Here is a 24,283-nt window from a genome sequence, read left to right as displayed (position 1 = left end):
CCGCCCCCGCGGGTGCGGGCGGCCGTCAGACCTGGAGCGCGGCGGCCAGCAGTCGCGACGAGGTGACCACGCCGAGCAGTCGCCTGTTCTCCAGCACCGCCACGATCGGGGAGCGGTGCCGGGCCATGGTCGCCGCGACCTCGATCAGGGTGTCGTCCGGACGGGCGGCGGGGACGCTGCCGGGCTTCTCGGGCATCACATCCCGAACCGTCTTGCCCCGCAGGCGTTTCGCGGTCTTGTCGCACAGCGGCTCGTCCAGCACCCCGGCCAGCGAGGGATCGTCCTGCACGTACTGCGGGATGATGAAACGCACCACCTGCCACGCGCCCAGCACCGCCGCCGGACAGCCGTCCCGGCCCATCACCAGGATGCCGGGCAGCCGATGCTCCGCCATGAGTCTGGCCGCCTCCAGCGCATCGGTGTCCAAGGACACCACCGGGAACTCCTCGGCCAACTGTGCGGCAAGCATAGGTGCAGGATACGACGCTCTGCCCGGCCATCACGCGAAGAGAATACGTCAAGATCGAATTGCCGGGTGTGACCGAAACTCCCTGGTCCGGCGGCGGCTCCTCGGATCGAGCCGGCCGCCGCGTATCGTCGACACGGCGTGCGGATGGCCGGGAATCCAGCGAGAGGGAGCGGGGACATGGCGGTCGAGACGGTCGATGCGGTGGTGGTCGGACTCGGGCCCGGCGGTGAGGACGCCGCGACCAGACTGGCCCGGGCCGGCCTGTCGGTGATCGGCGTCGAAGGTCGGCTGGTCGGCGGCGAATGCCCCTACTACGCGTGCGTTCCCACCAAGATGATGGTGCGTGCGGCCGCCGCCGTGGCCGAGGGACGGCGGGTGGACAAGCTGGCCGGCTCGGCGACCGTGCGCCACGACTGGACGCCCGTCGCGCGGCGCGTTCGTGACGAGGCCACCGACGACTGGAACGATGCCGCGGCCGTCGAACGGTTCGAGAAGGCCGGGGGCCGGTTCGTGCGCGGCTGGGGGCGGATCAGCGCGCCGGGGGAGGTGACCGTCGATACCGCCGACGGGCCGCGCGTGTTCCGGGCCGAGCGCGCGATCGTGCTCAATCCCGGTACGGCGCCGATGATTCCGCCCATCTCCGGACTCGATCGCACACCGTTCTGGACCAATCGGGACGCGGTGACCGCCACCGAAGCGCCCGAATCGCTGATCGTCGTGGGCGGCGGCCCCGTGGCCTGCGAGTTCGCGCAGATCTTCGCGCGCTTCGGCAGTGCGGTGACCATGCTGGTGCGCAGCCGCCTGGTGCCCAAGGACGAGCCGGAGGCGGCCGAAGTGCTGTCGGAAGTCTTTGCCGCCGAAGGTATCCGGGTGCGCACCGGCACCTCGCCGAAGCAGGTGGACCACGACGGATATCGGTTCGTCGTGCACACCGACGACGGCGACGTGCACTACGCACAGCGGATGCTGGTCGCCACCGGACGCCACACCGATCTGGCCCGGCTCGGCGTCGCCGCCGTCGGACTGGACGAGAGCGCGAAGAAGATCGAGGTCGACGAGCGCATGCGGGCCGCCGACGGGGTGTGGGCCATCGGCGATGTCACCGGCAAGGGCGAGTTCACGCATATGTCCATGTACCAGGCCCGCATCGCGGCACAGGACATCCTCGGCGACGACGGTGAATCCGGCGACTACCGGGCGGTGCCCCGGGTCACCTTCACCGATCCGGAGATCGGTGCGGTCGGCATGACGGAGGCCCAGGCGCGGGAGGCCGGACTGTCGGTGCGCGTCGGCAGCGTCGAGGTCCCGGCCTCCACACGCGGCTGGATTCACAAGGTCGGCAACCAGGGCTTCGTCAAGGTTGTCGAGGATGCCGATCGCGGTGTGCTGGTGGGAGCCACGTCGGTCGGCCCGTGCGGCGGTGAGGTGCTCAGCGCCCTGGCGGTGGCCGTGCACGCGGAGGTGCCCGTCACCACCTTGCGCCGAATGATCCTGGCTTACCCCACCTTTCACCGCGCCATCGAGGCGGCGCTCGCGGATCTGTCCTGACCCGGGCCGACTCCGGGCCGACTCCGGAGCGTCTTCGGCGCGTACGGCTCGTCGGCCTACGGATGCGCGGCCGATACCCGGGACGGCTCGGTCAGTAGCCGCCGGGCTGGATCCGCAGTGGCACGCCCAGCCGGTTCCACAGGTTGATCTGCGCGGTAATGGCGACCAGGCCGCCGCGCTGGCCCTCGTCGAAATGCTTCTCGACGGTGGCCCACACCTCATCGCTCACCCCGTGCGGGCCGAGTTCGGTTGCCGCCTCGGCGTATTCGAGGGCCGCCTTTTCGACCTCGGTGAACAGCGTCGACTCCCGCCACGCGTTCAGGTGGAAGATCCGCTGCTCGCTCTCGCCCTCCTTGCGGGCCTGCGTGGTGTGCATATCGATGCAGTACAGGCAGCCGTTGATCTGCGAGACGCGGATCTTCACCAGCTCCCGCACCACCGGGTCGAGCGGGCCCTGGTGGATCGCCATCTCCGCGGCCGCCCAGGCCTTGTAGACCTCGGGGGCCAGCTTCGGCAGATTCAGACGCGACATGTGCTCATCCTTTCGTCGATGCCGGACGGTTCGGCACAACCCTTGGACGAGACAGGGGCACGGCGCGTGACGGGTTCGGATGTGGTGTCCGTCACGGCCCGTGCGGCCCGCCGGTGAGCGGGCCGCACGGGTGCCGTCAGGGCCGCGTCAAGGCCGCGTAGCGGGCGATGTGGTGATCGGCGCTGCCGTACTCGTGCTGAATCGCGGTGAGGCGTTTGAAGAAGTGGCCGATGGCCAGTTCCTCGGTCATGCCCATGGCGCCGTGCAGCTGCACGCCCTCCTGCCCGATCCTGCGCGCGGCGCGGGCGATGGTGGCCTTGGCGGCGGCGACCGCGCGGGCCCGTTCGGCGGGCTCGGCGGTGAGCTTCATGGTCACCAGATAGGTTGCGGCGACGGCCTGTTCGAACTCCAGGTGCATATCGACCATGCGGTGTTGCAGGGCCTGGAAGCTGGCGATCGGCACCCCGAACTGCTGGCGCTGCTTGGTGTACTCGACGGTGTCGGTGAGCACCTTGCGCATGGCCCCGACGGCCTCCGCGCAGACCGCGGCGATGGCCTCGTCCCGGGTGGCGGTGACCGCGTCGGCGGCGTCGGCCAGCAGCAGCGCGTCGGCGGGCAGGCGCACGCCGGTGAAGGTGAGGTCGGCGGCGCGGCGCTCGTCGATGGTGCGGTAGCTGTCGACGGTGAGTCCGGCGGGCGGATCGGCGGCGTCGAAGTCGAGGACGAACAAGCCGATGCCTTGGTCGACAGCGGCGGTGACCAGCAGGTGGGTGGCCAGGGGAGCGGTGGTGACCACGATCTTGGTGCCGTCCAGCACCCAGTCGTCACCCTCGCGGCGGGCGGTGGTGCGTACCTGTCGGAGGTCGTATCCGGCCCGGGGTTCCAGCGCGGCGAAGGCGGTGACCACCTCGCCCGCGGCGATGCCGGAGAGCAGATCCTCGGCGCGTTTGCCGTCCGAGCGCCGCAGCAGCCCACCGCCGACCACCACGGTGTCGACATACGGCTCCACCACGAGTGCGCCGCCCAGCGCCTCCGCGACGATCATCGTCTCGACGGGTCCACCGCCGATGCCGCCCACCGATTCCGGCAGGCTGGCGCCGAGCACACCGACCTCCTCGGCCAGTCCGCGCCAGATCTCGGGCTGCCAGCCTGCGCCCAGCCGGGCTGCGGCACGGCTGGTTTCGAGGTCGTAGCGGGCCGCGAGGAATCCGGTGACGGCGTCGCGGAGCATGTTCTGCTCGGGGGTGAATTCGAAGTCCATGACTACAGTCCCAGGGTGGCTTTGGCGATGATGTTGCGCTGAATCTCGTTGCTACCGGCGTAGATCGAACCGGCGCGGTCGTTGAAGTACCGCAGCGGCGCGACCGCCTGCCATTCCTCGCCGCTGACGAATCCGTCCGCGGGAGCGGTGAAATCGACGATCGGGCCGCCGGGCATGGTGGCGTGCGGCTGATAGGCGCGGCCGCGCGGACCCGCAGCCTCCAGCGCGAGTTCGGTGAGCGCCTGACTCAGCTCGGTGCCGAGGATCTTGATGGTCGACGCCGCCGAACCCGGGTCCTTGCCGCGCGAAATGGCCGACAGGGTGCGGTATTCCAGCACCTCGAGCACATCGGCGCGAATGCGGGCGTCGGCGAGCCTGCGGGCGAATCCGGGATCGTCGATGAGCGGCGCGCCGTCGGGGCCGGGCTGGGTGGTGGCGGCCCGGGCGAGTTCCTCGGCCATCACCTGTAGCGCGGGGGCGGCCGCGCCGCCGCCGCGCTCGAAGATCAGCAGGTATTTGGCCACGGTCCAGCCGTCGTCGACGCGGCCGAGCACGTTCTTCTTGGGCACCCGCACCTGGTCGAAGAAGACCTGGTTCTGCACCTGCTCGCCGGACGTCATGACCAGCGGCCGGATTTCGATGCCGGGGGTGCGCATATCGATGAGCAGGAAGGTGATGCCCTGCTGCTTCTTCGCCTGCTTGGAGGTGCGTACCAGGGCGAAGATCCAGTTCGCTTCGGTGGCGTGGGTGGTCCAGATCTTCGAGCCGGTGACGATGAAGTCGTCGCCGTCGTCGACCGCGGCCATGGACAGTGAGGCCAGATCCGAACCCGATTCGGGCTCGGAATAGCCCTGGCAGAAGAACACCTCGCCGGTCAGGATGCCGGGCAGGAAGTAGTTCTGCTGCTCCTCGGTGCCGAACGCCATGATGGCGTGCGCGACCATCCGGATGCCCATCGGGGACAGGTTGGGCGCACCGGCGAGCGTGCACTCCCGGCTGAAGATGTAGTGCTGCGTCAGGCTCCAGTCGCAGCCCCCGTGCCGCACCGGCCAGGCGGGGGCCGCCCAGCCGCGTTCGTGCAGGATGTGCTGCCACTGCATGCTGGCTTCGTGGTCCGGGTAGACGCTCGTCGCCAACTGCCCGGCCCGACGAAGATCAGGGGTTAACTTTTCGTCGAGGAAACTTCGCACCTCATCACGAAACGCCAGATCGGCGGGCGACCAGTCCAGATCCACGATGACTCCTTGCCTGAGAACTGCTCATAACCATCTCACCGCGAACGCCCTGCTGGCAAATGTGCTGGCACCTGCCATCACTTGCGGGTGCTTGACATTCCACTATGGAGTATTAATATGGTTCTTACCTTCCACAATGGAAGAAATTCGGGAGGACCTCGACATGGACATCGCCCCCGGCACCCGCGCCTCGGACGCCGAGCGCGCAGCCGTCGTCGAACAGCTCGGTCGCCACCTGGCCGAAGGGCGTCTCACCACCACCGAATACGACGAGCGCGCGGCCCAGGTCTACGCCACCCGCACCCGCGAAGGGCTGCACGTGGTCCTCACCGACCTGCCGGAACTCGCGAAGGACACCGCGCCGCGGCGCACCTCGCGCATCCCGATCTGGCAGCGCATCGAGGGCAGCGCCTGGTTCGGCGTCGGCCTGCTGTGCCTCGCCATCTGGGGCATGATCTCCCTCGCGGCGGGTGAACTCACCTACTTCTGGCCGTTCTGGGTCATCGTGCCGTGGGGCGGCGTCCTGGTGTTCCGCATGCTCACCGGCTGGGAATCGGTCGACTGCGGAGGGCATCCGCGAGCGAGGTAGGTGCAAACCGGTGTACGCGACCGTCCTGACGTTCCACATCCTCGCCGGAGCGGCCGGACTGCTGCTCGCCCCGGTGCTCATGTGGGCCGACGCGCACCGGCGGCGATCCGGAGACATCGGCGTCGCGCGGGCGAGTCCGGTTTGTACGATCTGCTCGGTATCGATCCGGCTCTGCTGCGCTGATCCGCGGCCCGCCGCCGGACTCGGGCAACCGGCATACGCATGGCTACCCGAGATGAGCGGGTAACCTGGCCGACTGTGCACCTGAAGAGTCTGACGCTGAAGGGCTTCAAGTCCTTCGCGTCCGCGACGACGCTCCGGTTCGAACCGGGTATCACCTGCGTGGTGGGGCCGAACGGATCGGGGAAGTCGAATGTCGTCGACGCGCTCACCTGGGTGATGGGTGAGCAGGGGGCGAAGGCGCTGCGCGGCGGGAAGATGCAGGACGTCATCTTCGCCGGTACAGCGGGTCGCGCCCCGCTGGGTCGTGCCGAGGTCACGCTCACCATCGACAACTCCGACGGCGCGCTGCCCATCGAATACTCCGAGGTGTCCATCACCCGCCGTATGTTCCGCGACGGTGCGGGCGAATACGAGATCAACGGGAACTCCTGCCGTCTGATGGATGTGCAGGAACTGCTCAGCGACTCCGGCATCGGCCGGGAAATGCACGTCATCGTCGGGCAGGGGCAGCTCTCGGCGATTCTGGAATCGCGGCCGGAGGACCGGCGAGCCTTCATCGAGGAGGCCGCGGGCGTACTCAAGCATCGCCGCCGCAAGGAGAAGGCGGTGCGCAAGCTCGACGCCATGCAGGCCAATCTGGCCCGCCTCACCGACCTCACCACCGAACTGCGCCGCCAGCTCAAACCGCTCGGCCGCCAGGCCGAGGTGGCGCGGCGGGCGGCGACCGTGCAATCCGAACTGCGGGACGCGCGGCTGCGGCTGGCCGCCGACGATCTGGTGTCGCGCCGCCGCGACCTGGAAGGGCAGCAGAGCAAGGAAGCGTTCGCGCGCGAACAGCAGATCAATGTGCAAGCCGAACTGGACGCCGCCAATGCGGCGCTCGCGCAGCAGGAGTTCGAGCTGTCCAAGCTCACCCCGGGCGCGGAGGCCGCGGCACAGAGCTGGTTCCAGCTCTCGGCATTGACCGAGCGGGTCAACGCCACCATTCGCATCGCCCGCGACCGCGCCCGCAACCTCACCATCGAACAGCCCACCGGCAGTGGGCGCGACCCCGAACAGCTCGAGCGCGAGGCGGATCGGGTGGAGGCCGAAGAGGCCGAACTGGTCGCGGCCGTCGAGATGGCGGCGGAGACCCTCGAGGCCGCCCGCGAACAGCTGCACGAACGCGAGCAGGCCGCCAAGGCCGCCGAGCAGGCGCATTTGGCCGCCGTGCGCGCCATCGCCGACCGGCGTGAGGGTCTGGCCCGCCTCTCCGGGCAGGTGGACTCGCTGCGGATTCGCGCCCAGTCGGTGGACGGGGAGATCCAGCGCCTCTCGGCCGCCATCGCCGAGGCGCGGCAGCGCGGCGAGGCCGCCGACGCCGAATTCGAGTCCGTCCAAGCCGAATTGAGTGAACTCGACGCGGGCGAGGAAGGGCTCGACGCGCAGTACGAGCATGCCGCGCAGGCCCTCGAGCTGGCCGATCAGCGGGTCGACGAACTGCGTGAACGCGACCGCGAGGCGGGCAAGCGGGTCGCCTCGCTGAGCGCGCGCGTCGAGGCGCTGACCATGGGTTTGCAGCGCCGCGACGGTGCCGCCTGGCTGCTCGAACACCGCGCCGAGGGACTGCTCGGGCCGCTGTCGGGTCTGCTGCGGGTGGACAGCGGTTTCGAAGCGGCCGTGGCGGCCGCGCTCGGGCCGCTCGCCGACGCCGTGACCGCGGACGCCGGATCGTCCGCCCACGATGCGGTGCGGGCGCTCAAGGAGGCCGACGGCGGGCGTGCCGCCGTGGTCTACGCCGATGCCGCACAGTCGAATTCGCGATCCGACGGAGACCTGCCCGGTGGCGCGCGCTGGCTGGTGGACGTCGTCGACTGCCCCGGACACCTGCGGGCCGCCGTGGCCGCCCTCACCACGGGGATCGCCGTGGTCGAAAACCTTCCCGCCGCGATCGAACTGGTAGCGGCCCGGCCGGAGCTGCGGGTGGTCACCCGCGACGGTGACCTCACCGGCTCCGGCTGGGTGCTCGGCGGCTCCGACCGTGCTCCCAGCCAGCTCGAAGTGCAGGCCGAGATCGACGCCGCCCACAAGGAACTGGCGTCCTGGCAGCGGCAGTCCGAGGAGTTCGAGGCGGCCCTGGCCGGCGCGCTTGCCGAGCAGACGGACCGCAAGGAAGCCGTCGACCACGCCCTGCTCGCCCTGCACGAATCCGATCAGGCGTTGGTCTCCATCTACGACCGGCTCGGCCGCCTGGGCCAGACCGCCCGCGCCGCCCAGAAGGACTGCGAACGCCTGCTCGCGCAGCGCGACGACACCGAGGCGGGCCGCGAGGAAACCCTCGAGAAGCTGGCCGACCTCGAGGACCGGCTGCGCCACGCCGAACGCGAGCAGTCCGATACGGATCCCGAGGCCGCGGGCACCGAAACCGCCGGATACGCCCGTGAGGAGGCTGCCGCCGCGCTGGCCGAGGCCCGCTCCATGGAGGTGGAGGCCCGGCTCGCCGTGCGCACCGCCGAGGAACGCGCCGAATCCGTACGCGGCAAAGCGGATTCGCTGCGCCGCGCCGCCCGCGCCGAACGCGAGAACCGGGCCCGCGCCGAACGCGCCCAGGCCGCCCGCCGCCAGGCCGCCGCCGTCGCCGCCGTGGTCGCCGACTCCGCCGAACGGGTGGCCGCCGAACTCGAGCAGGTGGTGGCACAGGCCGCCGCCCGCCGCGACGATCTGGTCCGCCGCCGCACCGAATGCGCCGCGCAGGTGGACCAGACCAAGGAGCGCGCTCGCGCCCTCACCACCCAGCTCACCCAGCTCACCGATGCCGTGCACCGCGACGAGGTGGCGCGCGCCCAGGCGGCGCTGCGCATCGAACAGTTGGAGACCACCATCTCCGAGCAGTTCGGCATCGCCCTCGACGACCTCATCGACGAATACGGCCCGGATGTGCCCATGCCGCCGACCGCGCTGGAGATGATGGAGTACGAGCAGGCCAAGGAGCGCGGGGAGGCGGTGAGCCCGCCGCAGCCCATGCCCTACGATCGCGCCACCCAGGAGCGCCGCGCCAAGCGCGCCGAGAAGGACCTCACCACCCTCGGCAAGGTGAATCCCCTGGCGCTGGAGGAATTCGCGGCGCTGGAGGAGCGCTACAACTTCCTCGCCACCCAGCTCGAGGACGTCAAGAAGGCCCGCCAGGATCTGCTCGACGTGGTCGCCGAGGTGGATGCCCGCATCCTCCAGGTGTTCACCGAAGCCTACGAGGACGTGTCCCGCGAATTCGTCGGCGTCTTCAGCCGCCTGTTCCCCGGCGGCGAGGGCCGTCTGCTGCTCACCGACCCCTCCGACATGCTCGCCACCGGCGTCGAGGTGGAGGCCCGCCCGCCGGGCAAGAAGGTCAAGCGCCTGTCCCTGCTCTCCGGCGGCGAGAAGTCCCTCACCGCCGTGGCCCTGCTGGTCGCCATCTTCCGCGCCCGCCCCTCGCCGTTCTACGTCATGGACGAGGTCGAGGCGGCCCTCGACGACACCAACCTGCGCCGCCTCATCGGCCTGTTCGAGCAGTTGCGCGAGAAGTCCCAGCTCATCGTGATCACCCACCAGAAGCCGACCATGGAGATCGCCGACGCACTCTACGGCGTGAGCATGCGCGGCGACGGCATCACCCAGGTGATCTCCCAGCGCATGCGCGGCCAGAACCTGGTCGGCGCGGCGACCTGATACCGGTTGCCGGGGTCGCGCGTCAAGGGTGGTGCGAAAGGCGTCCCGCTGAACGGGAATTCGCCGATGCCACAAAGTGAAACGCCTGCGAGTCTGAGCTGGGCCGGTTAGCGTCCTCGAGTCATGAAGCGCTCTATCGCAGGTATAGCACTCGGCATCTCCGTCGCCCTGGCCGCCCCGCTGCCGGCGGCACTGGCCGACACCGGATCGTCCTCCCTGTCGGGTGAGTCCGGATCGTCCTCGCTCTCCGGAGATTCCGGCTCGTCGTCGCTGTCGGGTGGCGGGGACCTGCCCCCGTACTCCCAGTGGATCTCCGAAGTGCAGACGGTCGCCGCGCAGGCGAGGGACTATCTGACCGGAGCGCTGCCCGGGGCGACCAAACCCGCCGTCGTATTCGACATCGACAACACCGTGCTGGAGACGCAGTACAACCCGAGCGTCATCACCCCGGCCATGGCTCCCATGCTCGCGCTCGCGCAGTGGGCGAAGGAGCAGGGGGCGGCGATCATCTTCGTCACCGGTCGCCCGGCGCTGATGAACATCTACACCCAGATCAACCTGTCCGCCGTCGGCTACCCCGTCGACGGGCTGTACGGCAGCCCCTTCACCACGCTGTCCGCGGGATCGGCCGGATTGCAGGAGTACAAGACCAATGCCCGCATCGATATCGAGGGTGACGGCTACACCATCGTCGCCAATATCGGCAACAGCGCCTCGGACCTCGCGGGCGGACACGCGCAGCAGACCTTCAAACTGCCCGACTACGACGGTGCGCTCTCCTGAGCCGTCCCCGCTCTGACACTCGGCCGTGACACGTCGACGGGCCGCCTCGAACCGGGGCGGCCCGTTTCGCGCGGCGAAGTAGGCTCACAGCGTGTTGTGGGTGTCGGCGGCCGCTTTCGGAATCGCGTGGTGGCTGGGGTTGTATCTGCTCGCGCGGGATGCGGGAAAACCGGTGCTGCGCAGGGCCGGAGCCGGACTGCTCGGTTACGCCGTCGCGGTGGTCGGCGGATATCTGCTCGGCGGTGACGCACGCTTCGACGGGGTGCGCGCCGTTCTGGTGTGCGTGCCCGCGGTGGCCTGGAGCGGTGTGTTCGTGCGGTTGCTGCCGGAGCCGCCGAGGGAGCGGGCCGACCGGTGGTGGCGGTTCGGGCTGGTGCCGGTGTGCACGGTGGTGGCCCTGCCCGCAGCGGCCGGAATCGCCGCCGCGGCCGGTGTACTCGGGGCCTGCGCGGTTCTCGCGCTGCTCGGCTCGCTGGTCGTGCTGCTGCGCCATCGCGCCGCGCTCGTCGCGGGATCGGCGCGCCGGACCGTCGCGGGGCTGTTCACCGTGGGCGCGGTCATGTTCGGGCTCAGCGCCGCGCTGGTGCTGCTCGGCCTCGACCTGGTGCCCGCCACCCTGGTGCTGGCGCTCGTGGTCGTGGATCTGGTGCTGCTGGGCGTGGGCATCGCCGTTCTGGACGCGTTCGAGGAGGGGGAGGCGCTGCGCGCGGATATGCTGCGCTCCCTCCTGGTCGCGGAGGCGACGGCCGTCGTCTTCGGTGGACAGGCCGCGGTCGCCCTCGTGCTGACCGGGCCGCGCCCGGCGCTGGAGGCGCTGTTCTTCGGCACCATCGCCGCCGCCATCGCGCTCCAGGTGCTGTACGTGCCCTTGCAGGCGGCCGTCGACCGGCTCGTCTTCGCGTCCGCGCCGGAGCTGCGCGAGGCCCGCGACGAGTTGCGCACCGCGGCGGAGGCATTGCCGCGGAAACGGACGCCGGAACCATCGGACGGAGCCGACGCGTCCGGTCTGGCGGCGCTCGGCGAGGACGAGTTCGCGCGCCTGACCCGTCGCGCCCTGAGCCATTACGCCGATCTGGGCAAGCTGGTGTCGAGTCCGCTCATCGATCTGCCAGCCATCGACAGCCGCCTCGCCGGTCGCGACAGCGCCCCCGGACCGCTCGACCGCGCCGCGGAACTCAAGTCACTGCTCACCGATGCCATCGCGGCGCTGAAGCCGCGCACCGGCGAGGAATTCGGCACCAGCGAGGAATGGCGGCACTACAACGCCGTGTACTTCTACTACGTGGTGGGCATCCGGCCCTACAGCGTGCGCACCAAACGCACCGATCTGGATCCGGTTTCGCGCAAGGCGCTCGCCTGGTTCGTGGACCAGGTGCCGGAGCGCACCCTGCACAACTGGCAGAACTCGGCAGCGCGCATGATCGCCGCGCAACTGCGATCCGGATTCGGCAGTATGTCGAAATAGTGCTCTGACCTGCGGTTGGCAGTATTCGGCAGCGGATGTGGTGGGGTCGGCAGTGGAATCCGGGTGACGGTATCGGCAGTCACCGACACCCGAACGGAAAGGTTCCGATTCCCATGACCGCCACCACCGCCACCGCTACCCGCACCATCGCCGGCATGAGCCCGCTGCGACTGGCCTACACCTTCGACGGCGTCGCCACCCTGGCCTCCGGCATCCTCGTCGCGGCGCTCGCCGGAGTGCTCGATTCGGCGCTGGGCCTGTCCACTCCGCTGCTGCTCGGTGTCGGCGCGTTCTTCATCCTGTACGCGATCGGCGTCCTGATCGTGGCCACCCGCCGGGTGGTCCCGCGCCGCGCCGCCGCCGTCGTCATCGCGGTGAACGCGCTGTGGACGGTCGACAGCCTGGTGGTGCTGGCCGCCGGATGGCTCGACCCGACCGCCCTCGGCGTGGCCGCCATCCTGGCGATCGCGGCCTTCACCGCGGCCATGGCCGCCGTGCAGGCCTACACGCTGCGCGCGGATCGCTGAACCCGACCGCGACGCGAAGAAGCGATGCCGCCCGGGCCCGGGCGGCATCGCCGCGTGTGCGGGACGAGGGGCACCGGCCTGTCCCGGATCGATCGCCTGTGTGCGCATCATCGCACGGGGCACCGACAGACATCCGTGATCGCCGAAGTTCATGCGCCGAGCGGACTTTCGTCGCATGCTCGTAGGGGGCGGGTCAGGCGGGGCCGCCCCGACGCGGGTGAGGTGGATGTCATGAGCGCCAAAGTGCTGATCTCCGGTGCCGGTATCGCGGGGTCGACGCTGGCCTACTGGCTCGGCAAGTACGGCTTCGCGGTGACCGTGGTCGAGCGGGCGGCGCAGCGGCGGACCAGCGGCAGCCCGGTGGATGTGCGCGGGGCCGCCGTGGAGGTGGTCACCGAGATGGGCATCATGCCCGAGTTGCGGGCGGGGGCGACCCATGTCGAGCGGATCACCTTCGTGGACGGCAGCGGGCGGCGGCGAGCCACGGTGCGCATGTCGGCATTCGGGGAGCGCGATGACGAAATCGAGGTGGCGCGAGCCGATCTGGCGGGCATCCTGCTCGGGGCGGCGGGCGACCGGGCCGAAATCCGCTGGGGCGACACCGTTGCCGGGCTGGTCCAGGATGTCTCGGGGGTGCGCGTGACCTTCGAGCAGGCCCCGCCGGAGCGTTTCGACTATGTCGTCGGCGCGGACGGCCTGCACTCCACGGTGCGGCGGCTGGTCTTCGGCCCGGAACGGAACTTCTTGCGGCACAGGGGGATCTATATCGCCACCCTGCCGGTGCAGCGCCTGGTCGGCGACGATCGCGAAGTGCTCATGTACAACACGCCCGGCCGGTCGGTCTCCGTACATCCGGCGGGTGGACGGCCCTTGGCGGCGTTCATGTTCCGACGCGGGGAGATCCCGGGGCTGGACTATCGCGAGACCGCGGCGCACCGGCGCATCCTCATCGGCGAATTCACCCACCGCACCGGCATCTTCGCCGATCTGCTCGATCAGGTGCGCACCGCCGAGGATCTCTACTTCGATTCGGTCGGCCAGGTGCGGCTGCCGAGTTGGTCGCATGGGCGGGTCTCGCTGCTCGGCGATGCCGCCTCCTGTGTCTCACTGTTCGGCAACGGCTCCAGTGCGGCCATCGTGGGCGCGCGCACCCTCGCCGAGGAGCTGGCCCGCACGCCCGAACTGCCCCGGGCGGCACTGTCGCGCTACGAGCACCGGCATCGCGCCGTCACCGGCGGCGAACAGCGCGGGCTCCGTCTCGCCGCCGCCCTGCTCGTCCCCGCCTCCCGTCCCGGAATCCTGCTTCGTGACACCGCCGTCCGCACCGTGGGGCGGTTCAGAGCAGATCGCTGACGTCGTCGGGGACGTCGACGGCGTATTTGCGCAGGGTGTCCATGGGGACCACCTCCAGGGCGTTCTCGTGGGTGGCGGCCAGGATCACGGGGGCGGCGACGCCGTCCTCGTGGGCGTGCAGCCAGCGGACGGCCACCACGCACCAGCGGTCGCCGGGTTGCAGGCCGGGAAAGTTGTTCTCGGGACGCGGGGTCAGCAGGTCGTTGCCGATCGACTTCTGGTGGTCCAGGAATTCGGCGGTCACGACGGTGCACACCGTATGACTGCCCAGATCCTCGGGGCCGGTGCTACAGCAGCCGTCCCGGTAGAAGCCGGTGAGAGGATCGGTGCCACACTCCTCCAGCGGTCCCCCAAGCACATTTCGATCGGTCACGTGGCCGATCCTATTGTCTTGGTGTCGGATTCGCCGCTGCTTCGCGGGCTCGGCACGTTGTCGTCCAAACCGGTCGGTAGATGGAGCCTCCGTCCACACCCGTCCCGGCGTGTCCTCCGCTGCCCGGCCCGACCCGTGTGTTATTGGACACGCTGCCGCCCGGATCGGGGGTTTCGGCGGGGCTTTCGGGCCGGTCGGCGGACAGGTGGGCGAATCGGACGGCGGCGAACGCTCTGAAAGGATGGGGACGTGACTGCAGACGCCTGGATTCTGATTGCCGCAATCGCCGCGGTGCTGCTGGTGGCCTTCGTCGCCGGTTTCGTGCTGTACAAGCGCCGGCGTATCTCACTGACGCCCGACACCACCGAGACCAAGGAGGTCACGGACAAGTCGGGCGGTTACACGGCATCGGGCGGCTTCAGCTTCAGCCAGGGGGGCGGCACCTCCACCCTGCCGAAACCCACCCCGGAACCGGTCCACCGCGAACCGGTGTCACCACCGACGCCGCCGGTCGAGCGCACCGATGACGAGGGCCAGCCGCACGTCGGCGACGATGCGGCGGTTCCCCGCGACGCCACCCGGCGCGGCATCACCGATGTGCGCCTGCCGGAGCCGGAACAGGGGCCGCAGGCCCCGCCCGCCGAACCGGACGCTTCGGTCGAGACCGAATCCGCGGCGGCGGCGCCGACCGACACGCCCGAGAGCGCCACCGCAACCGAGACTGTCGCACCCGAGCGGGCTGTCACACCTGAGCGGGACGCTGTCGAGTCGGACGCCGCGGCTCCGCCCGTCGAGACCCCGGCCGTCGAGACCCCGACGGCCACCCCGATTCCCGAGGCCCCGGTGCAGACCGCCCCGGTCCCGGTGGACATCCCCGACGCCGCGCCCACCGTGGCCGAGGCCCAGGTAGTCCCCGAGATCGAGCCCACCGCGGGCCGCCTGACCCGGCTGCGCGGCCGCCTGTCCCGCTCGCAGAACGCCATGGGCAAGTCCCTACTCGGGCTGCTCGGCGGCGGCGACCTCGACGAGGACTCCTGGGAGGAGATCGAGGACACCCTGGTGATGGCCGATCTGGGCACCGCCTCCACCGTCGCGGTGGTGGAGCGGCTGCGCGAGGAGATGGCCGCCCGCAGCGTCCGCACCACCGAGCAGGCCCGCGCCGTGCTGCGCGATGTCCTCGTCGAGGCCCTGCGCCCGGAACTGGACCGGTCCATCCGCGCCCTGCCGCACGCCGACCATCCGTCGGTGCTGCTGGTCGTCGGAGTGAACGGCACCGGGAAGACCACCACCACCGGCAAACTGGCGCGGGTGCTGGTCGCCGACGGTCGTCGGGTCCTGCTGGGCGCGGCCGACACCTTCCGCGCCGCCGCCGCCGACCAGCTCCAGACCTGGGGCGAGCGGGTCGGCGCGGAGACCGTGCGCGGCAAGGAGGGCGCGGACCCCGCCGCCGTCGCCTTCGACGCCGTGAGCGCCGGTATCGCGGGCGGTGTGGACGCCGTGCTGGTCGACACCGCGGGCCGCCTGCACACCAAGACCGGTCTGATGGACGAACTGGGCAAGGTCAAGCGCGTCGTCGAGAAGAAGGCACCGGTCGACGAGGTGCTGCTGGTGCTCGACGCCACGGTCGGCCAGAACGGGCTGACCCAGGCGCGGGTCTTCCGCGAGGTCGTCGATATCACCGGGGTGGTGCTCACCAAGCTGGACGGCACCGCCAAGGGCGGCATCGTCTTCCAGGTGCAGCACGAACTGGGCGTGCCGGTGAAACTGGTTGGTTTGGGCGAGGGGGCCGATGATCTCGCTCCGTTCGAGCCCGGGGCCTTCGTCGACGCCCTGCTCGGATAAACCCGCCCCGACCTGGCCGGATTCCGGGAACCAACATCATCCTCACAATGTGTTCGTAACAGCCGTGCGGATCGCGAAACACGCTGGCAACAGTGTCCTCTCATCCGTTCACCTAGGCGAAACGCCGAAGGATCACGGATGAAACACCGACTGAGGACCCTCGATGCAGGCTTCGTCAGCAGTACACCGACGAGGCCCGAGATGAGGAGGACAAGGTGGTGGATCCCGTAATCCTGGCGAGCGGCGAGCTCGACACAGGTGACACGGCCTGGATGCTGACAAGCGCGGCTCTCGTGCTGTTGATGACCCCCGGGCTCGCGTTCTTCTACGGCGGCATGGTCCGTAGCAAGAATGTGCTCAACATGATCATGATGAGTATCAGCGCCATGGGCATCGTCACGGTGCTATGGGTGCTGTACGGCTACTCGACCGCATTCGGAACGGACAAGGGCGGCCTGCTCGGCGATCCCAGCGAATACTTCGGCCTACGGACCCTGATGTCCGGCTTCGGCGACGAATCCGCCGGTGTGCCGTTGGTCGGCACGGTGCCCGCGACCGTATTCGTGGCGTTCCAGCTGATGTTCGCGATCATCACCGTGGCCCTGATCTCGGGTGCGGTCGCCGACCGGCTCAAGTTCGGCGCGTGGCTCCTGTTCGCCGCGATCTGGGCGACCGTCGTCTACTTCCCGGTCGCGCACTGGGTCTGGGGTGGCGGCTGGATCATGGAGCAGGTCAAGGCCATCGACTTCGCCGGCGGTACCGCCGTGCACATCAACTCCGGCGCGGCGGCGCTGGCGCTGGCGATCGTCATCGGCAAGCGCAAGGGCTGGCCGCAGACGCCGTTCCGCCCGCACAACCTGCCCTTCGTCATGCTCGGCGCCGGTCTGCTGTGGTTCGGCTGGTTCGGCTTCAACGCCGGTTCGGCGGTCGGTGCCAACGGCGTCGCCGGTGCCACCTTCGTCACCACGGTCGTCGCCACCGCCGCGGCCATGCTGGCGTGGTTGCTGGTGGAGAAGATCCGCGACGGCAAGCCCACCTCGCTGGGCGCGGCGTCGGGCATCGTCGCGGGCCTGGTGGCCATCACCCCGGCCTGTGCCTCGGTGAACATCGTGGGCGCGCTGGTGGTCGGCGTGGTGGCGGGCGCGATCTGCGCGCTGGCCGTCAGCCTCAAGTTCAAGTTCGGCTACGACGATTCCCTCGATGTGGTGGGCATCCACCTGGTCGGCGGCGTGATCGGCACCGTGCTGGTCGGCTTCGTCGGCACCGCCGATGCGCCCACCGCGGTCGACGGCCTGTTCTACGGTGGTGGTGTCGACCAGCTGTGGCGGCAGATCGTAGGTGCGCTCGCGGTGCTGGCCTACTCCTTCGTGGTCGCCGCCGTCATCGCCTTCGCGATCAAGGCCACCATCGGCCTGCGGGCCGACGCGGAAGCCGAGTCCACGGGCATGGACGAGTCGGAGCACGCGGAAACGGCATACGATTTCGCTGCTGTGGGTGGGACGACACGTACCACCGCCGTCAAGGAGGCATGACGCATGAAACTGATCACCGCAATCGTCAAACCGTTCACCCTCGAGGACGTCAAGTCCGGACTCGAGCAGGCCGGCGTGCTGGGCATGACCGTCAGCGAGGTGCAGGGTTACGGGCGGCAGAAGGGCCACACCGAGGTCTACCGCGGTGCGGAGTACTCCGTGGATTTCGTCCCGAAGGTTCGGGTCGAGGTGGTCGCGGACGACGCCTCCGTGGAGAAGGTCGTCGAGGTCATCGTGGAGGCCGCGCGCACCGGCAAGATCGGTGACGGCAAGGTCTGGGTGACCCCGGTCGAGTCGGTCATCCGGGTTCGCACCGGCGAGCGAGGGACCGACGCGTTGTAAGCGGACAGCGCTCGAGCGGCGGCCCCGCTCCCGCCGGACCGGTGGGAACGGGGCCGCACTCATGTGACGGGTCGGCGCGACGTCATGAGAGGTCGGTGCGCCGCCGCGCGGCGGCAGGACAACTGAGATGGGTGGTGTGGTCGTGGGTTTCGAGCGAGCGCGAAACGAGCAGGTCGCAGGCGGTGTTGTCGGCAACGGTGCGTCGGATCTGGTCCGCGCCCGCGATCAACTGCTCGGTGAGGCGGGCAGGAATGCGGGCGGCGGTGCGCGCACCCCGCGCCTGGATTCCGAGTCGCTGCGCCAGGCACTGGTCGATCTGTTCGAATTGTGGTTGACCACCAAGGGGTCCGAGGTCGGCATCACGCCCGACAGCGGCCTGGCGGTGGTGGCGGTGGGCGGTCTGGGCCGCCGCGAGATGCTGCCGTACTCGGATCTGGATCTGGTGCTGCTCTACGACGACGTCGACCCGCGGCGGGTCGCCGAGGTGGCCGATCAGCTCTGGTACCCGCTGTGGGACGCCCACATCAAGCTCGACCACAGCGTGCGCACCGTCCCGCAGGCGCTGCGCGTGGCCGCCGACGATCTCACCGCCGCGCTCGGCATGCTGGAAGCGCGGCATATCGTCGGCGACGAGACGCTGAGCGATCTGCTCGTCAGCGGAGTGCGCCGGGACTGGCGCACCGGTATCCGCTCCCGCTTCGAAGGGCTGCTCGAGCAGGCCGAAACCCGTTGGCGCCGCAGTGGGGAGATCGCCCACCGGGCCGAACCCGATCTCAAGAACGGACGCGGCGGGCTGCGCGACATCCAGCTGCTCGACGCGCTGTCCATCGCACAGCTGACCGACGCCATGCCGGGGCTCGGCCCGGATGTGCCGGGCGGCGGCCTGGAACTCGCGCATCGGCGGCTACTGGACGTGCGCACCGAACTGCACCGGGTGGCCCGGCGCGGGCGCGACCAACTGCGTGCCCAGGACGCCGACGAGATCGGCGCGGCGCTGCGCATCGGCGACCGTTTCGATCTGGCCCGCACCCTGTCGGACGCGGCCCGGACGGTGAGCTACTCCGTCGACGTCGGATTGCGCACCGCGGCGAACGCCCTGCCGCGGCGCGGACTCGCCCGCCTGCGCCGCATGCCGGTACGGCGACCACTCGATGAGGGGGTGGTCGAACACGCCGGTGAGGTGGTGCTGGCCCGCGATGCCCGCCCGCAGCGCGATCCCGGTCTGATCCTGCGGGTGGCGGCGGCCGCCGCGCAGACCGGACTGCCCATGTCGGCCACCACGCTCAACCGGTTGTCCGAGGACGCGCCGGAACTGCGCGAACCGTGGCCCAAGGAAGCGCTCAACGACCTGCTGGTGCTGCTGGGCTCGGGCCGCAACGCGGTGGACGCCATCGAAGCCCTGGACCGAACGGGCCTGTGGGGCAGGCTGTTTCCGGAATGGGGCGTGGTGCGGGATCTGCCTCCGCGCGACGCCATCCACACCTGGACCGTGGACCGGCACCTGGTCGAGGTGGTGGTGCGGGCCAGCGCGCTGTCGACGCGGGTGTCGCGCCCGGACCTGCTGCTGCTCGGCGCGCTGCTGCATGATCTGGGCAAGGGCCGTCCCGAGGACCACAGCGTGGTCGGCGCGGAACTCGCCACCCAGATCGGCCGGCGGCTGGGGCTGTGGCCCTCGGATGTGCGGACGTTGTCGGCCATCGTGCGCCACCATCTGCTGCTGCCCGATACCGCCACCCGCCGCGATCTCGACGATCCGGACACGGTGCTCATGGTGGTGAAGTCCCTCGACGGTGACGCGCAGCTGCTGGAACTGCTGCACGCGCTCGCCGAGGCGGACGCGCTGGCCACCGGGCCGGGGGTGTGGAGCGATTGGAAGGCGTCGCTCATCGCGGAGCTGGTGCGCCGCTGCCGGCTGTCCGTGGCGGGGGAGGACCTGCCGGAACCGGATCCGATTCCGGCCGAGCTGGTCGCCAGGGCCGAGGCGGGCGGGGTGCACGTGGACCTGCGGGCGGGGGACGGGCGCTACACCCACGTGGTCACGGTCGTGGCCCCCGACACGCCCGGCTTGCTGTCGGACGCGGCGGGCGTGCTGGCCGCGCATTCGCTGCGGGTGCTGTCGGCCTCGCTGGGCCGGGCCGGAGCGTCGGCCATCGACACTTTCGTGGTGGCGCCGCGATTCGGTGATCCGCCGGATCCCGGCCTGCTGCGCCAGGAATTGATCCGGGCCCGCAACGGCGATTTGGATCTTTCGGGCGTGCTGGCGCGGAAGGAACGCGATGCGGGCGGGACGCGGCGCGGCCCCTACGCGCAGGCGGCGCCGCGGATCATCTGGTCCGAAACGGCCGATCCGGGACGGGTGCTGCTGGAATTGCGTGCCGAGGACAGAATCGGATTGCTCAGCCGTTTGGCGGGCGGGCTGGCCCGGGTGGGCGCTAATGTGCTCTGGGCGAAGGCGGTGACCCTCGGCGCGGCCGTGGTGGACGTGTTCTGCCTGGATCTGGGCCCGGGGGATACGCCGCAGCGGCGGGCGGAGATCGAGGCGGCGCTGCTCGCGGTGGTGCCGCCGCAGCAACCGAAGAAATCTCCCGAATCGGACACGGAAATAGGTTCCGGCAGAGTTTTCTGATCAGTCGCCGTGTAGTTGGATTAACTGGCAAACCCCGCGTTTGCCAGTTAATCCGATCGTTGCGTGCAATTTGCTGGAATAGGTATGGGTACCCCGTGCCGCGCTTTAATATCCCCCTCTAGAGAAAGCTATCGCGAGCATGAGGGGAGCAGTCGGTGGCAATTGAAGTGGTGTCGGCGTCGATGATGACGTCGGATTCGACCCAGCACATCGCGCGCTGTGTCGGCGGCGACCGCTGGGTCGTCTCCTGGTTGCCCGGCCGCACCCTCACCGGACAGCAGGCGGTGACCGCCATGACCATCGCCTCCACCGTCACCGCGCACCCGCCCACCGAGGCCGAATGGGCGCTGCTGGACGGGCTCGCGCTCGAACTCGGCCTCACCGCACGCGAGGCGGTGGGCATGGTGGTGCAGGAGAACCACGACCTGTGCCGCCCCGCCACGGCCGCGCGCCGCAACCTGGAATAACTCTTCTCGGCCGGTCCCACTACCCTGGTACCCGAGTGACGTCCCTCGAGATCAGGAGCGCGATCGGTGTTCGAATCCCTGTCCGACCGGTTGGCCGGTGCCCTCAAGGACCTTCGTGGCAAAGGGCGACTGTCACCGGCCGATATCGACGCGACCGCGCGTGAGATCCGGCTGGCGCTGCTCGAGGCCGACGTCGCGCTGCCCGTGGTGCGCGGTTTCATCGCCAAGGTCAAGGAGCGCGCCAAGGGCGCGGAGGTCTCCGCGGCGCTGAACCCGGCCCAGCAGGTCGTCAAGATCGTCAACGAGGAACTGGTCAATATCCTCGGCGGCGAGACCCGGCGGCTGCGGTTCGCCAAGAACCCGCCGACCGTCATCATGCTGGCCGGTCTCCAGGGCGCGGGTAAGACCACCCTCGCGGGCAAGCTCGCCAAATGGCTGAAGGGACAGGGGCATCAGCCGCTGCTGGTGGCCTGCGACCTACAGCGCCCGGGGGCTGTCACCCAGCTCCAGGTGGTCGGCGAGCGGGCCGGCGTGCCGGTCTTCGCGCCGCATCCCGGCACCTCCATCGGTGGTGGTGAGAACCCGCTCGGTGTCACCGCCGCCGATCCGGTTCAGGTGGCGCAGGCCGGTATCGCCGAGGCCGAGCAGAAGCAGTACGACGTGGTCATCGTCGACACCGCGGGCCGCCTCGGCATCGACGCCGAACTCATGGCGCAGGCCGCGGGCATTCGCGACGCCGTGCGGCCCGACGAGATCCTGTTCGTGCTCGACGCCATGATCGGCCAGGACGCGGTCACCACCGCCGAGGCGTTCCGCGACGGCGTCGGCTTCACCGGCGTGGTGCTGACCAAGCTCGACGGCGACGCCCGCGGCGGCGCTGCGCTGTCGGTGCGCGAGATCACCGGCCAGCCCATCCTTTTCGCCTCCACCGGCGAGAAGCTGGAGGACTTCGACGTCTTCCACCCCGACCGCATGTCCAGCCGCATTCTCGGCATGGGCGATCTGCTCACCCTGATCGAGCAGGCCGAGCAGGTCTACGACCAGAAGCAGGCCGAGGAGGCCGCCCGCAAGATCGGCTCCGGTGAGCTCACCCTCGAGGACTTCCTCGACCAGATGCTCGCCATCCGCAAGATGGGCCCGATCGGCAACCTGCTCGGCATGCTGCCCGGCGCGGGCCAGATGAAGGACGTCCTGTCCCAGGTCGACGACAGGCAGCTCGACCGCGTCCAGGCCATCATCCGCGGCATGACGCCCGCCGAACGCGACAATCCCAAGATCATCAACGCCTCCCGCCGCCTGCGCATCGCCAATGGCTCCGGCGTCTCGGTCTCCGAGGTCAACCAGCTCGTCGACCGCTTCTTCGAAGCCAAGAAGATGATGGGCATGATGAGCCGCCAGTTCGGCCTGCCCGGCTCGCGCGGTGGCGGCGGCAAGGGCAAGAAGGGGAAGAAGGGCAAGAAGGGCGGCCGCGGCCCGACCCCGCCGAAGGTCAAGGGCGGGTTCCCCGGCATGCCGGGGCTGCCCGGCGGGATGCCCGCGGGGATGCCCGACACCTCGAACATGCCCGCGGGGCTCAACGAACTGCCGCCGGGGCTCGAAGGTTTCGATCTCTCCAAACTGGACTTCCGTAACCCGCCGAAAGGGCGCTAGCTAGTCGCGTGACTGCCTAGCGTCCTCTCGCGTCGATCGCCTTCCTGATCAGGGTTCGCGCGTTCTCGCCAACGGCTGATTGTCCAGCCAGCAGCTTGAACGCGCGCCCGTAGGTTGCGATCTCACGGGGCTGAGTGATGGTCAGCTCCGCCGCCGTGCTCTCGACCATGACGAGGCGGTTGTCGAACATCGCGAAATTGGTTGATACCACCAGCGCCTCGGCGTCGACCGGAATGATTCCGAGGGTGACCCGGGGCATGCCGATGATGGCGGCTAGCCTGTCGAGTTGGCCGCGCATCACTGCGTCGCCGCCAACGGTGGTGTAGAGCGCCTGCTCGGCAATGACGAAGTGGAACCGGTGGTCGCGCTGGTAGAGGATGCGCTGCCGCTCCATGCGCTTGCTCACCGCTGCATCCAGGTCGTCGGGGACCTGATGGAACTCCATACCGCGCCGTAGTTTCGCCTCGGCATATTCTGCGGTTTGCAGTAGGCCGGGAATGATCTGCGGCTGATAATCGCGGATCGCGGTTGCCTCCGCTTCCAGCTTCAGCGCCTTCTGCTGCCGACGCTGTAGACCGGTGCCGAGGATGCGTCGCCACTCGACGTATGCGGTGTCGATGGTATGCAAGGTGGCAAGAAGGTCTGCGAGTTGATCAACTGCACCTGTTTGTTCGCAGTAGGCTCGGATATCGGCATCGGTGGGCGTGATCCGCCCATATTCGATCTTCGAGACCTTCGACTCATGCCAGCCGGCCAATCGCGCGAGGGCGCGGCCGGTGAGACCTGACCTGCGGCGAAGCTCCCGGAGCCGTGCCCCGAGAGCCTCTCGCGCGTCGTGAACGCTATTCGTCACCGCTGGGTGTACTCGGCGAACGGAGTCGCCAGAGCCCAGAGCCGGTCGCGAACGCCTCGGTTGTAGGCGACTACGCCCGGATCTGTCGTCACCGCCAGCCCGGCCGGTCTGCCCGCATTGTTCACCAGGTTGTAGACAACCCGGTCGTTGTCCAACAACCACCAGTCATCCGGGGGAACGTCCCCAGCGAGATGGCGAGGGACGTACCGAATATCCTCCCCTGCTTCGGCATTCGAGTCCGTAACCGACAGCAGCCAACGGTGATAGTCGGAGTGCGGCACAGTGACCACCCGGACCCTGCTCACTGTGACGCCCCGGCCGGTTGTCTCCCGAATCAGATCATTCCAGCGGTTCTTGTGCTCGTCCGGCAACGCTGGTTCCCCGTCGAGGAACCGGCGGAAGCGCTCGGACTCGTGCGGCACCGCGTAGGCGTCGCGGACCTCCAGGTGGAACGCCTCGCGCTTGCACTCGGCGAACAGGCTCACCCAGTCCGGAGGATCAGTGGGCAGGTAGAGCACCGTAGAACGTCCTTTCGGCTTTCGGAACTTCGATGGCCCTCTCGTTGGCGGCCAGGTCAAGCTGCCGGAGCGTTTCGGCGTCGGTCACCGGCAGCCCGGTCAGCGTGAAAGTGCCCCGTCCGCTATCGGACATCGTGGCACCGATGAACGTACCTTCCTCGGCGAATCCCGTTAGCAGGTGCGGGATTTCGATGGTTTCAGGCTTGGCTGTCTGCCATCCCTGTACCAGGTAGGTGCCTCGATCGGTGAGGTACAACGACGGGCACTGTCCTATGTCTGACCCGCCTCTGCCAAGGAATGTAAGGCGCATTGTGCTGCCCCCTGTCTAGCAGTGTGCGCGAGTTTTCCTGCGTAGGAACCATTATCCCTCGGGCCGACCCTAGATGGGGTCTAGACAAGTAACTTCGGCAAACTTGAGCACACTCATAGTCAGCGATTCCTCCGGTTCATA

22 protein-coding genes are annotated in these 24,283 nt (G+C 69.3%); 14 read left to right on the top strand and 8 right to left on the bottom strand.

The window, feature by feature from the left end:
* Positions 1-25 precede the first annotated feature (25 nt).
* Positions 26-469 (bottom strand): CBS domain-containing protein, encoded by a 444-nt coding sequence (locus QMO76_RS18115; RefSeq protein WP_306362487.1) that lies wholly within the window; start codon positions 467-469, stop codon positions 26-28.
* Positions 470-646: 177 nt separating this feature from the next.
* Here QMO76_RS18115 and QMO76_RS18110 point away from each other — a divergent pair, with 177 nt between their 5' ends.
* Positions 647-2,017 (top strand): NAD(P)/FAD-dependent oxidoreductase, encoded by a 1,371-nt coding sequence (locus tag QMO76_RS18110; protein ID WP_306362486.1) that lies wholly within the window; start codon positions 647-649, stop codon positions 2,015-2,017.
* A gap of 91 nt (positions 2,018-2,108) precedes the next feature.
* Here QMO76_RS18110 and QMO76_RS18105 read toward each other — a convergent pair whose 3' ends face one another.
* The 3 genes from QMO76_RS18105 to QMO76_RS18095 form a co-directional block, all read right to left on the bottom strand.
* Complete coding sequence (locus QMO76_RS18105) at positions 2,109-2,549, bottom strand: carboxymuconolactone decarboxylase family protein (RefSeq protein ID WP_306362485.1); 441 nt, start codon at positions 2,547-2,549, stop codon at positions 2,109-2,111.
* 136 nt (positions 2,550-2,685) lie between these two features.
* Entirely contained in the window at positions 2,686-3,810 is a 1,125-nt protein-coding gene (locus tag QMO76_RS18100; protein ID WP_306362484.1) for an acyl-CoA dehydrogenase family protein, read from the bottom strand.
* 2 nt (positions 3,811-3,812) lie between these two features.
* Positions 3,813-5,045 carry an acyl-CoA dehydrogenase family protein gene (locus QMO76_RS18095; protein WP_306362483.1) on the bottom strand — a complete coding sequence of 411 codons (1,233 nt, stop codon included), beginning with the start codon at positions 5,043-5,045 and terminating at the stop codon, positions 3,813-3,815.
* 136 nt (positions 5,046-5,181) lie between these two features.
* On the opposite strand from QMO76_RS18095, the gene QMO76_RS18090 reads away from it, so the two are divergent.
* From QMO76_RS18090 to QMO76_RS18060, 7 genes are all read left to right on the top strand, one after another.
* Positions 5,182-5,634 carry a DUF1707 domain-containing protein gene (locus QMO76_RS18090; RefSeq protein ID WP_306362482.1) on the top strand — a complete coding sequence of 151 codons (453 nt, stop codon included), beginning with the start codon at positions 5,182-5,184 and terminating at the stop codon, positions 5,632-5,634.
* A gap of 10 nt (positions 5,635-5,644) precedes the next feature.
* Entirely contained in the window at positions 5,645-5,881 is a 237-nt protein-coding gene (locus QMO76_RS18085; RefSeq protein WP_306362481.1) for a hypothetical protein, read from the top strand.
* An 11-nt stretch (positions 5,882-5,892) separates the two neighbouring features.
* Complete coding sequence (gene smc, locus QMO76_RS18080) at positions 5,893-9,501, top strand: chromosome segregation protein SMC (RefSeq protein ID WP_306362480.1); 3,609 nt, start codon at positions 5,893-5,895, stop codon at positions 9,499-9,501.
* Positions 9,502-9,624: 123 nt separating this feature from the next.
* A complete protein-coding gene (locus QMO76_RS18075; RefSeq protein ID WP_306362479.1) occupies positions 9,625-10,284 on the top strand; it encodes an HAD family acid phosphatase in 660 nt (219 codons plus the stop codon).
* A gap of 91 nt (positions 10,285-10,375) precedes the next feature.
* On the top strand, positions 10,376-11,749 hold the full coding sequence (locus QMO76_RS18070; protein WP_306362478.1) for a hypothetical protein: 1,374 nt from the start codon (positions 10,376-10,378) through the stop codon (positions 11,747-11,749).
* 113 nt (positions 11,750-11,862) lie between these two features.
* On the top strand, positions 11,863-12,276 hold the full coding sequence (locus QMO76_RS18065; protein WP_306362477.1) for a hypothetical protein: 414 nt from the start codon (positions 11,863-11,865) through the stop codon (positions 12,274-12,276).
* Positions 12,277-12,507: 231 nt separating this feature from the next.
* Positions 12,508-13,629 carry an FAD-dependent monooxygenase gene (locus tag QMO76_RS18060; RefSeq protein ID WP_306362476.1) on the top strand — a complete coding sequence of 374 codons (1,122 nt, stop codon included), beginning with the start codon at positions 12,508-12,510 and terminating at the stop codon, positions 13,627-13,629.
* On the opposite strand, the gene QMO76_RS18055 is transcribed toward QMO76_RS18060, so the two are convergent.
* Complete coding sequence (locus QMO76_RS18055) at positions 13,613-14,002, bottom strand: DUF2237 family protein (protein ID WP_306362475.1); 390 nt, start codon at positions 14,000-14,002, stop codon at positions 13,613-13,615. The two genes, QMO76_RS18060 and QMO76_RS18055, sit on opposite strands and share 17 nt — an antisense overlap.
* 249 nt (positions 14,003-14,251) lie before the next feature.
* Here QMO76_RS18055 and ftsY point away from each other — a divergent pair, with 249 nt between their 5' ends.
* The 6 genes from ftsY (at position 14,252) to ffh (ending at position 22,461) form a co-directional block, all read left to right on the top strand.
* A complete protein-coding gene (ftsY, locus tag QMO76_RS18050) occupies positions 14,252-15,844 on the top strand; it encodes a signal recognition particle-docking protein FtsY (protein ID WP_306362474.1) in 1,593 nt (530 codons plus the stop codon).
* Between the two features lie 272 nt (positions 15,845-16,116).
* Positions 16,117-17,376, top strand: a complete 1,260-nt coding sequence (locus QMO76_RS18045; protein ID WP_306362691.1) for an ammonium transporter — start codon at positions 16,117-16,119, stop codon at positions 17,374-17,376.
* Positions 17,377-17,379: 3 nt separating this feature from the next.
* A complete protein-coding gene (locus tag QMO76_RS18040; protein ID WP_306362473.1) occupies positions 17,380-17,718 on the top strand; it encodes a P-II family nitrogen regulator in 339 nt (112 codons plus the stop codon).
* 127 nt (positions 17,719-17,845) lie between these two features.
* The gene (locus tag QMO76_RS18035) at positions 17,846-20,344 is read left to right on the top strand and encodes a [protein-PII] uridylyltransferase (RefSeq protein ID WP_306362472.1); all 2,499 of its coding nucleotides are present in this window, start codon (positions 17,846-17,848) and stop codon (positions 20,342-20,344) included.
* Between the two features lie 155 nt (positions 20,345-20,499).
* Positions 20,500-20,811, top strand: coding sequence for a hypothetical protein (locus QMO76_RS18030; protein WP_306362471.1), 312 nt, complete (start codon positions 20,500-20,502; stop codon positions 20,809-20,811).
* 66 nt (positions 20,812-20,877) lie between these two features.
* Entirely contained in the window at positions 20,878-22,461 is a 1,584-nt protein-coding gene (gene ffh / locus QMO76_RS18025; RefSeq protein WP_306362470.1) for a signal recognition particle protein, read from the top strand.
* 16 nt (positions 22,462-22,477) lie between these two features.
* On the opposite strand, the gene QMO76_RS18020 is transcribed toward ffh, so the two are convergent.
* Genes QMO76_RS18020 through QMO76_RS18010 form a run of 3 tightly spaced genes read right to left on the bottom strand, consistent with a single transcriptional unit; the run spans position 22,478 to position 24,088 of the window.
* Positions 22,478-23,314 carry a helix-turn-helix transcriptional regulator gene (locus QMO76_RS18020; protein WP_306362469.1) on the bottom strand — a complete coding sequence of 279 codons (837 nt, stop codon included), beginning with the start codon at positions 23,312-23,314 and terminating at the stop codon, positions 22,478-22,480.
* On the bottom strand, positions 23,311-23,832 hold the full coding sequence (locus QMO76_RS18015) for a DUF6879 family protein (RefSeq protein WP_306362468.1): 522 nt from the start codon (positions 23,830-23,832) through the stop codon (positions 23,311-23,313). The genes QMO76_RS18020 and QMO76_RS18015 overlap by 4 nt, the downstream gene beginning before the upstream one ends.
* Positions 23,813-24,088, bottom strand: coding sequence for a hypothetical protein (locus QMO76_RS18010; protein ID WP_306362467.1), 276 nt, complete (start codon positions 24,086-24,088; stop codon positions 23,813-23,815). Before QMO76_RS18010 ends, QMO76_RS18015 begins: the two co-directional genes overlap by 20 nt.
* Positions 24,089-24,283 lie beyond the last annotated feature (195 nt).

Origin of the sequence: Nocardia sp. CC227C (assembly GCF_030767025.1) — a bacterium.
In the GTDB taxonomy this organism is placed as follows: domain Bacteria; phylum Actinomycetota; class Actinomycetes; order Mycobacteriales; family Mycobacteriaceae; genus Nocardia.
This window is presented reverse-complemented; position numbering and strand designations above follow the sequence as displayed.

Bases quoted from the DNA above. Each gene is read 5' to 3' on its own strand.
- QMO76_RS18045 (WP_306362691.1), top strand. From the start codon at position 16,117: ATGCTGACAAGCGCGGCTCTCGTGCTGTTGATGACCCCCGGGCTCGCG.
- QMO76_RS18105 (WP_306362485.1), bottom strand. From the start codon at position 2,549: ATGTCGCGTCTGAATCTGCCGAAGCTGGCCCCCGAGGTCTACAAGGCC.
- QMO76_RS18075 (WP_306362479.1), top strand. From the start codon at position 9,625: ATGAAGCGCTCTATCGCAGGTATAGCACTCGGCATCTCCGTCGCCCTG.
- QMO76_RS18060 (WP_306362476.1), top strand. From the start codon at position 12,508: ATGAGCGCCAAAGTGCTGATCTCCGGTGCCGGTATCGCGGGGTCGACG.
- QMO76_RS18040 (WP_306362473.1), top strand. From the start codon at position 17,380: ATGAAACTGATCACCGCAATCGTCAAACCGTTCACCCTCGAGGACGTC.
- QMO76_RS18035 (WP_306362472.1), top strand. From the start codon at position 17,846: ATGGGTGGTGTGGTCGTGGGTTTCGAGCGAGCGCGAAACGAGCAGGTC.
- QMO76_RS18100 (WP_306362484.1), bottom strand. From the start codon at position 3,810: ATGGACTTCGAATTCACCCCCGAGCAGAACATGCTCCGCGACGCCGTC.
- QMO76_RS18115 (WP_306362487.1), bottom strand. From the start codon at position 469: ATGCTTGCCGCACAGTTGGCCGAGGAGTTCCCGGTGGTGTCCTTGGAC.
- QMO76_RS18090 (WP_306362482.1), top strand. From the start codon at position 5,182: ATGGAAGAAATTCGGGAGGACCTCGACATGGACATCGCCCCCGGCACC.
- QMO76_RS18110 (WP_306362486.1), top strand. From the start codon at position 647: ATGGCGGTCGAGACGGTCGATGCGGTGGTGGTCGGACTCGGGCCCGGC.
- QMO76_RS18065 (WP_306362477.1), top strand. From the start codon at position 11,863: ATGACCGCCACCACCGCCACCGCTACCCGCACCATCGCCGGCATGAGC.